Genomic DNA, 11,096 nt, shown 5'->3' with positions numbered 1-11,096 from the left:
GTTGGTGGTTGACTTCCTCCAACCCCTCCCACCCGCCGGGGGGGCCCCCCCGCGGGGGGGGTGCACCCCGCGGGCGGGGGGCGCCCCCCCCCCCCCCCCCCCGCGCCGGCCCCCCCCCCCCCGCCCCATTCCCGCGGCCGACCGGCCGCGACGATTCGACAGCCAGCGAAGGATCGCCGTTGAGCGCCTCGTCCCGCCTGCGCATCGCCCTCGTAGCCGTGTCGACTCTGACCGCCGTCACCGTCGCCGTCGCACCGACATCGAACGCGCTTCAGAAACAACAGGATTCATCCGATATTGCTGCAGCCGACGAGCGGCGCGCGACCATCGAGGTGTACTCGCCCGCGATGGACCGGACCATCCCGCTGGAGATCCTGCGGCCGGCGGACACAACCACCCCGGCGCCGACGCTGTACCTGCTCAACGGGGCCGGCGGCGGCGAGGACGGCGCCTCGTGGGACGTGCAGACCGACGTCTCGGAGTTCTTCGCCGACAAGCACGTCAACGTGGTCACGCCCATGGAGGGCGCGTTCAGTTATTACACCGACTGGCGGCTGCCGGACCCCGGGCTCGCGAAGACGAGCGGCAACAACGGCCGGAACATGTGGACCACCTTCCTGACCCGGGAACTACCAGCGGTGATCGATGCGCGTCTCGGCACCACCGGCGTGAATGCCCTTGCAGGACTGTCGATGGCAGGTACGTCGGTACTCGACCTGGCGATACAGGCACCGTCCCTGTACAGCGCCGTCGCCTCGTACAGCGGGTGCGCGATGACGAGCGAGACCCCGGGCAGGCAGTTCGTGACGATGGTCGTCGGCGCCGGAACCGGGGACGCGGACAACATGTGGGGCCCGCCGGGCGACCCCGAATGGGCGGCACACGACCCGTATCTCAATGCCGCTGCCCTACCGCCGATTCCGATCTACGTCGCGAGCGGCAACGGCCTGCCCGGACATCACGATTCCCTGGCCAACCCGCGCCTGAAGGGCAATGCGATCACCCTCGGCAGCCAGTTCGTCCTCGGCGGAGCCATCGAGGCCGCGACGAACTACTGCACGCACCGACTCGCCGACCGCACGCGCGAACTCGGCATGACCAATGTGGTGTTCGACTTCCGCCCCAACGGCACCCACTCGTGGGGGTACTGGGAGGACGACCTGCACAAGTCGTGGCCACTGCTCGGCGGCGCGCTCGGGGTCGCAGGGTGATGCGGCGATCGTTCCCCGGCGGCGTGATCGCTGCGCTGCTGACGGCAACCGGCCTGACCTTCGCCGTCCCGCCCGCCGCGACGGCGCAGACGGTGGTACCCGACTACGTCCCGGTGTCGCCCGAGGCCACCGCCGCGATCGCGTCGGTCTCCGAACTCGACGACCGATTGGTGCTTCTCCAGGTCGACTCGCCTGCGATGCAACGCCAGGTCCCGGTGAAGGTCCTGCGCGCGGCCGACGGGAGCCGCCCACACGGCGCGTATCTCCTGCTCGACGGCAACTCCGGACAGGTCACGGACACCAACTGGCTCGACCCCGAGCGTGGCAACGCGCGGGAGTTCTTCGCGGACAAGGACGTCGACGTCGTCCTCCCGATCGGCGGGACCGGGACCAACTACACCGACTGGGAACAGGACCATCCGACGTTCGGGCGGACCCGGTGGGAGACCTTCCTCGGCGAGGAGCTGCCCTCGCTGATCGAGGCCGAGTTCGGCACCAACGGCCGGATCGCCGTGGGCGGCATCTCGTCCGGCGCGACCGGCGCGGTGCTGCTCGCGGAACGGTTTCCCCACGTGTTCTCCGGCGCTGCCGGCTACAGCGGCTGCTACCTGACCGACGGCCCCGTCGGGAAGGCGGTCACGGATCTGGTGGTCATCAACGGCGGTGCCCGCTCCGAGCAGATGTGGGGACCCCAGTTCGGGGACACCTGGAAGGCGCACGACCCGATCGCCGGTGCCGGCGCCCTCGCGGGCAAGCCCGTCTACCTCTCGTCCGGATCCGGCCTGCCGGGCCCCCACGACGATCCGGCCGCGCCGGGATTCGCGCGGACCGTTGTCGTCGGCGGCGGCCTGGAACTGGGGTCGAGACTGTGCACCGACCAGCTCGAACACGCGTTGCGCGCGGCCGGTGCCACGGTCACCCGAAGCTCCACCCCGGTCGGCACCCATTCCTGGCCGTACTGGCGTGACGAGCTGGCCAGGTCCTGGCCGACGGTCCAGGCCGCCACTTCCTAGCGATTCAGTGCCTCGATCAGGTCGTCGACAACGGTGACGGGCCGGTCGCAGACGAACCCACGGCACACATAGGCGGCATCCGCACCGTCGACGCGGGGACGGTCGACGAGCAGGGGCACCGAGTCCGGGCCTCCGCCGACGACAACCGCGCCACCCGGTGCGTGCCGGCGGGCCGCGTCCAGCAGAGCACCGTCGATCGGGGCCACCCCGCCATCCGTCGAGACCGCCACCTGAACGGGTCCCCGCACGGCCGCCTCGGCGACCGCGAGCCAGTGCCCGGCCGACCGCGCGGCCCGCTGGAGCAGGAGGACACCACGGTCGAGCGTGGCGGAAGCCGCGACGGCGTACCGCTCGGCCTGTTCCGGTTGTGAGAGCGCCGCCGCGGTAAGCAGCGCCTCCGCCATGGACGACGCACCCGACGGCGTGGCACCGTCGACCGGGTCGCGGGGCCGCGAGATCAGGGCCTCGGCGTCGTCGGCGGTGTCGAACCAACAGCCCTGCTCGTCCGGGTCGGCGAAGTGGTCGAGCGCGATGTCGAGCACTTGCTGTGCGCGGGTGAGCCACTCGAGTTCACCGGTCGCCTGGTGCAGGCTCAGCAGCCCCGTGGCGAACGCGGCGTGATCGTCGAGGACCGCGGCAGCATCCCCGATCACGCCACCCAGGGACGCGCGGCGCAGCCGGCCGTCGACGAGGTGCTCGTCGATCAGCACCCGGGCACACCGCGCGGCGGCGTCCACCCACTCCGCCCTGCCCAGCCCCGCACCGGCCTCGGCCAGGGCGGTGATCGCCAGCCCGTTCCACGCGGTGACCACCTTGTCGTCCCGCGCGGGCTGCGGCCGACCCGCACGGACCTCGAAGAGCTTGCGACGCAGCCTGTTCCACCGCGTCCAGTCGTCCGGGTCCTCCGGCAACTGCAGCACCGAGGTGCCCGCCTCGAAGGTGCCGGCCGAACTGACCGCGAGCAGCCCGACCGCCCACACCCCGTCCTCGAACCCGAGCGCCTCGATCAGCTGTTCGGCGGTCCAGGCGTAGGTCAGCCCCTCGACCCCGTCGGTGTCGGCGTCGAGGGCGGATGCGAAGCAACCCGAGTCGGTGCGCAGGTCGCGTAACAGAAATTCCGCGGTCTGCTCGGCCACCCGCAACGCCAGCGGCCATCCGGTGCGCCTGGCCAGGTGCGCGTACACCCGCAGCAGCTGGGCATTGTCGTAGAGCATCTTCTCGAAGTGCGGCACCACCCACTCGGCGTCGACGGAGTACCGCGCGAACCCGCCACCGAGCTGGTCGTGGATGCCGCCGCGGGCCATCGCCTCCGCGGTGCGCGTCACCGATTCGAGCACGAGGGCCGACCCGGTGCGCTCGTGACTGCGCAGCAACCCCTCCAACAGCGCGGACGGCGGGAACTTCGGGGCCCCGCCGAAGCCGCCGCGCTCGACGTCCTCGTCGGCGCGGACCGCGGCCACCGCCCGGTCCAGCAGTACCGCGTCCAGCGGCGCCGCGCCGGCCGGGAGCGCGCCACCGGAGCCGCGCAGCTCCGCGGTGATCGACGCGGCGGCGCGCTGCACGTCCTCGCGGCGGGTGCGCCAGGTGTCGGCGATCGCCTCCAGCAGCTGTGTGAACGAGGGCATGCCCCCGCGGGGGGTGCGGGGGTAGTAGGTGCCGCAGTGGAACGGCTCGGTGTCCGGGGTCAGGAAACAGGTCATCGGCCAGCCGCCTTGACCGGTCATCGCGACGGTGGCGTTCATGTAGATCGCGTCCAGGTCGGGCCGTTCCTCGCGGTCCACCTTGATGCACACGAAGTGCTCGTTCATCAGCGCGGCGGTCGCCTCGTCCTCGAACGACTCGTGCGCCATCACGTGGCACCAGTGGCACGCCGCGTAGCCGATCGACAGCAACACCGGCACGTCGCGTTCCCGTGCCCATGCCAGCGCCTCGGGTCCCCACTGCTGCCAGTGCACCGGATTGTCGGCGTGCTGACGCAGGTACGGGCTCGTCGCGCCGCCGAGGGTGTTCCTGGACCGCGTCACAGCCGGGTGCCTAGCTCGGAGCCTGGGTGGGCGGCTCGGCCTTCTTCTCGGGGGTCGAGGATCCGCCGTCGACCGCCGGGCCCGCTGCACCGCGGTCGGTGCCCTCGTCGGCGGCCTGATCCGCTTCGGGGTGGTCCGGTTCGAAGGTGTCGGGCAGCTTGCGCAGCTGCTTGTTCATCGACCGGATCAGCAGCACGGTGCCGACCAGCAGCACGACGATGATGACCAGGCCGACCGGCGACGCCTTGCCGAACTCGGGACCGGTCGGCGAGCCGGGGGTCTGCGCCAGCCACCCGACGGCCGCACTTGCCAGATTCACTTCTTCTCCTCTTGTCCCGGCGCTGCGCCGACGTGGTCGATGCCGGCGAACAGATCGGTTTCCGGGATGGCGGTCCGCACCCGGGTCTTCGCCAACTCGAACTCCTCGGTCGGCCAGATCTTCTGCTGAATGTCGAGGGGCACCGCGAAGAAGGACCCGTTGGGGTCGATCTGGGTGGCGTGCGCGCGCAGGGCGTCGTCCCGCTGCGGGAAGTAGTCACCACAGGTGATCTGGGTGGTCACCCGTGCCATCAGGTCACCCTGCTCGGTCTTCCACTTCTTGAGCCATTCCGCCATCGGGAACTCTTCGCCTCGGCTGTCGTACTCCTCCTGGAACAACTGCAGGCGCTTCCGGATGAACCCGTGTGAGTAGTAGACCTTCTGCACTTCCCACGGCTCCCCCGCGTCCGGGAATCGCTCCGGATCGCCTGCCGCCTCGTACGCGGCCATCGACACCTCGTGGCAGCGGATGTGGTCGGGGTGCGGGTAGCCACCGTTCTCGTCGTAGGTGGTCATCACGTGCGGGCGGAACTCGCGGATCACCCGGACCAGCGCCTCGGTGGACTCCTCCAGCGGGACCAGCGCGAACGACCCCTCCGGCAGCGGCGGCTTCGGGTCGCCCTCCGGCAGTCCCGAGTCGACGAACCCGAGCCAGGTCTGCCGGACCCCGAGGATGCGGGCCGCCTCGGCCATCTCCTCCTTGCGGACCTCGCTGATGCGGTCCCGGATCCCCGGCACGTCCATCGCGGGGTTGAGGATGTCGCCGCGCTCGCCGCCGGTCAGCGTCACGACGAGCACGTCGTTGCCTTCGGCGGCATAGCGGGCAGTCGTCGCAGCGCCCTTGCTGGACTCGTCGTCGGGATGGGCGTGCACGGCCATGAGACGCAATCCGCTCACAGTCTTCCTTCACCTCAGCTTCGCATGGAACCTACCGTGTGGTGGCCGGCCCCTTCGGGCACTGGCGGCCTGCCGGACACCGCCCGTCCGTCGCGTCGACCGCGCGAGCGGAGGCCCGGTGCCCTTCCCCTATAGTTCCACCCGACACCTCCAGCGTCACCGTGACCCTGTCCGGATCACCGCGTGGAGGGCGCCCCACCCGGGCAACGCGAGCTCGCCCGGACCGATGCACGAGAGTCGAGCAGATGACCGAGACGATCCCCTCCGACCGCTACCCCACGCGGCAGGGCAGTGTGCGCGGATCCCGGATCACCGCGATCGTGCTGACCATCGGTGTCATCCTCCTCGGCCTGGCGGTCGCCTGGCTCGGGTACAACAAGTTCGCCGCGAAGGACATCGAAGCGAATGTCGTGCAGTACTCGATCGTCGACGACTCGACCATGGCGCTGAGCTTCACCGTCACCCGCGAGGAACCGACCGAAGCTGCGCTGTGCATCGTGCGCGTCAGGTCACGGGACGGGTCGGAGACCGGCCGCCGCGAGATCGTCGTGCAACCGTCCGAACACGGAACGGTACAGATCGACACCCAGATCAAGACGTCGCAGTCACCGGCCGTTGCCGACATCTACGGCTGCGGCTCGACCATCCCCTCATATCTGAACGTCGGCTGACCAATCGTGGCCGCTGCGGCCACACCCCCGACCTCGATCTTCGTGGGGAAATCCCAGCTCGTGCTAGAATACGGCGATACACGGTTCCGCGTTGGAGCCGTGTATTGCTGCATTTGCATCCGGATGCGCATGTGACGCGGACCCGGATGCACGGCGGCCAGCTGCATCAGGCGGCGGGACGCGTACTCACCTCACGGTGAGCCGACCGGGGGATGACATTCGTCCGGGGAGACGCGCGCCCAGCCGCAGCCGACCACCGGTTTTCGGTGGTCCGTCCAGGGGATCCGTCCGGGTTCCGACTACGAGGAGTGATCGAGCATGACCGAGACCCAGGTGACCTGGCTGACCCAGGAGTCGCACGACCGGCTCAAGAGCGAACTCGACCAGCTCATTGCCAACCGTCCGGTCATCGCGGCCGAGATCAACGAGCGGCGCGAAGAGGGTGACCTCAAGGAGAACGGTGGCTACCACGCGGCACGCGAGGAGCAGGGTCAGCAGGAGTCCCGTATCCGCCAGCTGCAGGAGCTGCTGAACAGCGCCAAGGTCGGCGAGGCCCCCACCCAGTCCGGTGTCGCCCTGCCCGGGTCCGTGGTGAAGGTGTTCTACGACGGTGACGAATCCGACACCGAGACCTTCCTGATCGCCACCCGTGAAGAGGGTGCTCGCAACGACAAGCTCGAGATCTACTCCCCCAGCTCCCCGCTCGGTGGCGCCCTGATCAACGCGAAGGTCGGCGAGACCCGCGAGTACATCCTGCCCAACGGCAAGACCATGAAGGTCACCCTGCTCAGCGCCGAGCCGTACCACAGCTGAGTCGGCTCCACACGACGAAACCCCGGCCAGGGCATCCGCCCGGACCGGGGTTCTCTCGTTCGTACTGACGCACGGTGGGGCAGTCACCCCCTGCATGACTGCCCCACCGGCAACCGGATCCGCGAGCGCGGCCCCCTCCCCAAGGACCTGCACTCATCGGCTCACAACAGATCAGACGCGGCGAAGCTTCGATCGGTTCCAGCGTCGCGCCGGAAAATCCGGACTCCCGAACTCAGTCCGCGGGGAACGCGAGGCTGAGCACGTCCACCAACTCGTCCGGATCCGCGTTCGCGGACCCGCAAATCTCCGCCAGTTCGTCCCGATACCGAGGGTCGATCGGTTCGATTCCGCCGAACGCCCGGATCGACTCGCCGGTCGGCAGCAGCCGGGCGCACACCAGTGCCCCCACTGCGAAGTTGTGGCCCGCAACGGAGTCGATCACCTCCACGGTCGCCCCGCCGGTCACCTCGCGCAGAGTCAGCGACCGGCTCGGCACCACCGCCGTCACCTCGTACAGGCCGCGCCTGCCGGCCAGCCACCGGCGCGCGAGTTCGAGTTCCGCTGCCGGCAGCACCTGCGCGCGGCGGGCGACGAACTGTTCGAGGACGCCGCCCTCGAACAGCGCCGCATCGATGACGAGACCACCTTCGAGCGCCGCGATGGTGGCGTCCTCGGCCTCGTCGGCGTGCGAGGCCCGGATCTCGGCGAGCCGGTGTACCAGGTCGAACAGTTCCGGCGTCCGCGCGAACATCAGGGCTTTCGTGTACAACCAGGTTGCGCGTGCGTCGACCGTGAGATCGGACCTGCCGAGGTGGCACGCCTTGTACTTGCGGCCGGACCCGCACCAGCAGCGGTCGTTGCGGCCCAGCTCTGGACGCTCCACCGGTTGGTAGCGCGCGAGCACCTCCTGCAGGGTCTCCGCGTCGCCGCCCTCGACTCGGGCGAGCAGCGACTGTGCGCGAGTGACGTCACCTGCGTCGGAGGCGAGCAACGCCAGGTCGAACGCCGCCAGCATCCAGTCCGGGTCCCGGTCCAGGGCGCGCTCGTAATGCGTCATGGCGATCCGTACATCACCCAGCTGATCGGCGGCCTTGCCGGCCAGCCAGTGCGCGGCCGCCTTCAGTCGGCGCGGCGCGTGCTCGACCAATGCCGATGCGGCGGCCTGCAGCGACTGGGCGCGCGCGTCGCCGGTGGTGGCGAGGTCGAGCGCGACCGCGGCGGTCGACGGGGACTCGAGCCGCATGAAGACGGCCGGATCGGCGGCAACGCGGGCGGCGGCGACGGTGCTCGGCTGCTCGCCCCGTTCCGCGGCGTCGGTGATCTCGTGGACGAGGTCGGTGAAATCGACGACCGCGCCGGCGTCGGCGAGGCGCAGCTTGTTCTGCCGGGCGATCGACTCGATGAGGGTGGCGCGGTGATAGGCGTCGAAATCGAAGCCGCGCGGCGCCAGGTAGTTGCGTTCGCAGTCGTACCCGGCGTGATCGAGCAGCTCCGCCAGCGGCAGGGTGGGCGCGGTGAACAGGTCCATGCCCCGGTCGTCGGCGACGAGCTGCCAGATGACCGGGTCGGTGTGCTCGGCGGTGCCCTCGGCGATGATCCTGCGCAGAGACTCGGCGAGATCCGGGGTCGCGACGGTCCGGTCGACGCGAACCAACCGCAACGTGCCGCCCGCCAGGCCCAGACCGATCATGTCCCCCGCGGTGTATCCGACGAGCATGTCGCGATCGAGCAGCAGCCGCTCGACTTCCGGAGCGGTGACGTCGGTGCGGCCGCGCTCGGCCAACAACGCGGCGTCCGACGTCGGGAACACGACGTCGACCTCGCAGTCGCCGACGTGCTCATCGGATCCGACGAGACCCGTCAGCGGCGACAGGTCCGGATCGATGTCGACGACGCCCGAGGCGATCTCCTCGGCGGAGAGCCGATGCGTGAACACCCGACCCTCGAGCAGGCCGTCGATGGCGGCGACGCGCCCGTCGGCGAGCATCCCGAGCGCCGGGCCGTCGAGGCCGCGCACCAGCTCGGTCATCTCCGCGGCGGCGCCGAGCCCGAGGTCGACCAGTGCGGCCACCCAGCCTTCGGTGGTGAACGGGCCGCGTCGACGCAGCACCGCGATCGCCCTCTCGGCAACGTCGCCCGCGTCGGGATCGGTGTCGACGCGGGAACGACCCACGATCTCGAGATGCCGGTCACCGCGGGGTTCGGTCGAGACGGTCACCCCAGGAACCTCGCGCCGAGCACGACGATGACGTCCTCGGGTTCGACGGTGTCGCCGGACAGGACGGCGAGCACCTCGTCCCGGTTCTCGGCCGGCACCGGTTCGACTCCACCGAGGATCTGCATCCGGTCACCGGTGGGGACCACCCGTGCACAGACGAGATTGCCGACGTCCAGCGGCTCGTCCACCGCGACCTCGGCCCGGTCGCCGGTACGCAGGTCCCGCAGCGTCACCACGTCGCCGACGGCCGCCACGACCTCGTGCACCGATCGCCGCGCAGCCAGCCATCGGGCGGCGAGTTCGAGTTCGTCGGCGGGCAGCAGGACCCCGCGCCGGGACACGAACAACTCGAACAGCCGCCCCTCGAAAAGCGCGACGTCGAGCACCAGTGGATCCTCGAACGCCCGCGCGACCGCGTCCTCACTCTCCCAGTGCTCGGCACGCAGCTGCGCCAGCTCGAGCACCAGATCGAACAGCGACGTCGACTGCGCGTAGAGCCCGGCCTTCTCGTACAGCCAGTGCGCGCGGTCGTCGAGGGTGCTGTCGGACTTACCGAGGTGGCAGACCTTGTACTTGCGTCCCGATCCGCACCAGCACTTGTCGTTGCGGCCGAGTTCCGGATGCTCGGCCGGAGCGAAACGCAGCAGCACCGCGTGGAGGTGTTCACTGTCGCCGCCCTCGATCCGGCTCAGCAACGACAGTGCCCGCTCCGCATCGCCGCGGTCGGAGGCGATCTGCGCCAGTTCGAACAGTGCCGGCGTCCATTCCTCGTCCATCGCGGCGGCATCCTCGAAGTGCCGCTCCGCCTCTCGCACGTCGCCGAGCGAGTCCGCGGCCATTCCCGCCAGCCAGTGCCCGGACGCCTTCACCCGGCGCGGCGCCCGGTCGGCCACCGCCAGCGCCGCGGTGTACAACGCGGGCAGATGATCCTCTTCGAATCCGTTGATCACATCAAGCGCGGCACCCGCTGCAGACGGATCCTCCAGCCCGACAAGGGATTCGACGACCCCGTCGATGCAGCTGCGCGCGCCGGACAGGTCGAGTTCGTCCTCGCGTACCACCGCGACCAGGTCGACGAACGCGATCACCGCATCCACCTCTTCCGGGTGCAGTTCGTGCTGGCGCGCGACCATCGCGATGTGCGACGCGAAATGATGTGCGGCGAAATCGAATCCACGGGCGGCGATGTAGTCGCCCTCCCGGGTGTATCCGGCCGAGTCGATCAGCTCACCGAGCGGCACCGTCGGCTCCGTGAACAGCGCGGGGTCGTCGGAGAGCATCTGCCAGGCGACGGTCTCGAGGTTGTCGGCGTTGTCGTCTCCGACGATCCGGTCCAGCGCCGCGGACAGGTCCGGCGCCGCGGCGACCCCTCCGGCGACGGCGGCCAGCTCCAATGCGCCGTCCCGGACCGTGACGGACACCAGATCACCCGACGAATACTGTTGCAGCGCTTCGGGCCCGAACAGCAGACCGGATCCGTCCGGAAAGTCCTCGTCCGACAGCCCGAGCGCGTCGAGTTCGTCGGCGTCGTAGTCGGAGAACAACGCCCGCACCGGGCCGTCGTCGGCCATCGTCGCCAGCACCAGCGGAGCGAGATCCGGTTCGGCGTGCAGGAGACCGGACGCGATCTCCGGGCCGGTGAGCCGGTGCGTGAACACCCGTCCCTCGACCAGGGTGTCGACGACCGCATTGCGCCCGTCGGCGAGGACGACCAGCAGTGCGTCGTCGAGCAGGTCGACCGATTCGAGGAGTTCCTCGGCAGTGCCGTGCCCGGCGTCGGCAAGCATCTCCGCCCAGTCCTCGGATGTCAGCGGACCATGCTGTCGCAACACCCCCAGTGCGATGTCGGCAATCGGGTCACGGGGATCAGGATTCACGCTCACCCTGTGATCGTAGGCGGCGGCGACAGCCCCCGGAACCGTGAGTGAATT

Annotated in this window: 9 protein-coding genes; 4 read left to right on the top strand and 5 right to left on the bottom strand. The window is 69.9% G+C overall.

Going from position 1 to position 11,096, the window contains the following annotated elements; genetic code table 11:
• Positions 1-179 precede the first annotated feature (179 nt).
• Entirely contained in the window at positions 180-1,211 is a 1,032-nt protein-coding gene (locus tag ACWDU4_RS12195) for an alpha/beta hydrolase (RefSeq protein WP_450114159.1), read from the top strand.
• Positions 1,211-2,224: an alpha/beta hydrolase gene (locus ACWDU4_RS12190; RefSeq protein WP_450114158.1), complete on the top strand. Its 1,014-nt coding sequence runs from the start codon at positions 1,211-1,213 to the stop codon at positions 2,222-2,224. The genes ACWDU4_RS12195 and ACWDU4_RS12190 overlap by 1 nt, the downstream gene beginning before the upstream one ends.
• On the opposite strand, the gene ACWDU4_RS12185 is transcribed toward ACWDU4_RS12190, so the two are convergent.
• The 3 genes from ACWDU4_RS12185 to mca are packed head-to-tail and all read right to left on the bottom strand — an operon-like array spanning position 2,221 to position 5,463.
• On the bottom strand, positions 2,221-4,248 hold the full coding sequence (locus ACWDU4_RS12185) for a thioredoxin domain-containing protein (protein ID WP_450114157.1): 2,028 nt from the start codon (positions 4,246-4,248) through the stop codon (positions 2,221-2,223). The genes ACWDU4_RS12190 and ACWDU4_RS12185 overlap by 4 nt on opposite strands.
• 10 nt (positions 4,249-4,258) lie before the next feature.
• On the bottom strand, positions 4,259-4,567 hold the full coding sequence (locus ACWDU4_RS12180) for a hypothetical protein (RefSeq protein ID WP_450114156.1): 309 nt from the start codon (positions 4,565-4,567) through the stop codon (positions 4,259-4,261).
• Positions 4,564-5,463, bottom strand: a complete 900-nt coding sequence (gene mca / locus ACWDU4_RS12175) for a mycothiol conjugate amidase Mca (RefSeq protein ID WP_450114155.1) — start codon at positions 5,461-5,463, stop codon at positions 4,564-4,566. The genes ACWDU4_RS12180 and mca overlap by 4 nt, the downstream gene beginning before the upstream one ends.
• A gap of 245 nt (positions 5,464-5,708) precedes the next feature.
• Between mca and ACWDU4_RS12170 the strand changes: the two genes are divergently transcribed.
• Together ACWDU4_RS12170 and greA are read left to right on the top strand one after the other, a co-directional pair.
• Positions 5,709-6,134, top strand: coding sequence for a DUF4307 domain-containing protein (locus tag ACWDU4_RS12170; RefSeq protein ID WP_450114154.1), 426 nt, complete (start codon positions 5,709-5,711; stop codon positions 6,132-6,134).
• A gap of 318 nt (positions 6,135-6,452) precedes the next feature.
• Positions 6,453-6,947: a transcription elongation factor GreA gene (gene greA / locus ACWDU4_RS12165; protein WP_450114153.1), complete on the top strand. Its 495-nt coding sequence runs from the start codon at positions 6,453-6,455 to the stop codon at positions 6,945-6,947.
• A gap of 232 nt (positions 6,948-7,179) precedes the next feature.
• Here the strand turns inward: greA and ACWDU4_RS12160 are convergent, their stop codons facing one another.
• Together ACWDU4_RS12160 and ACWDU4_RS12155 are read right to left on the bottom strand one after the other, a co-directional pair.
• The gene (locus ACWDU4_RS12160; RefSeq protein WP_450114152.1) at positions 7,180-9,165 is read right to left on the bottom strand and encodes an SEC-C metal-binding domain-containing protein; all 1,986 of its coding nucleotides are present in this window, start codon (positions 9,163-9,165) and stop codon (positions 7,180-7,182) included.
• Entirely contained in the window at positions 9,162-11,048 is a 1,887-nt protein-coding gene (locus ACWDU4_RS12155) for an SEC-C metal-binding domain-containing protein (protein ID WP_450114151.1), read from the bottom strand. Before ACWDU4_RS12155 ends, ACWDU4_RS12160 begins: the two co-directional genes overlap by 4 nt.
• Between the last annotated feature and the right edge of the window lie 48 nt (positions 11,049-11,096).

This window comes from Rhodococcus sp. NPDC003348 (assembly GCF_053589375.1).
This window is presented reverse-complemented; position numbering and strand designations above follow the sequence as displayed.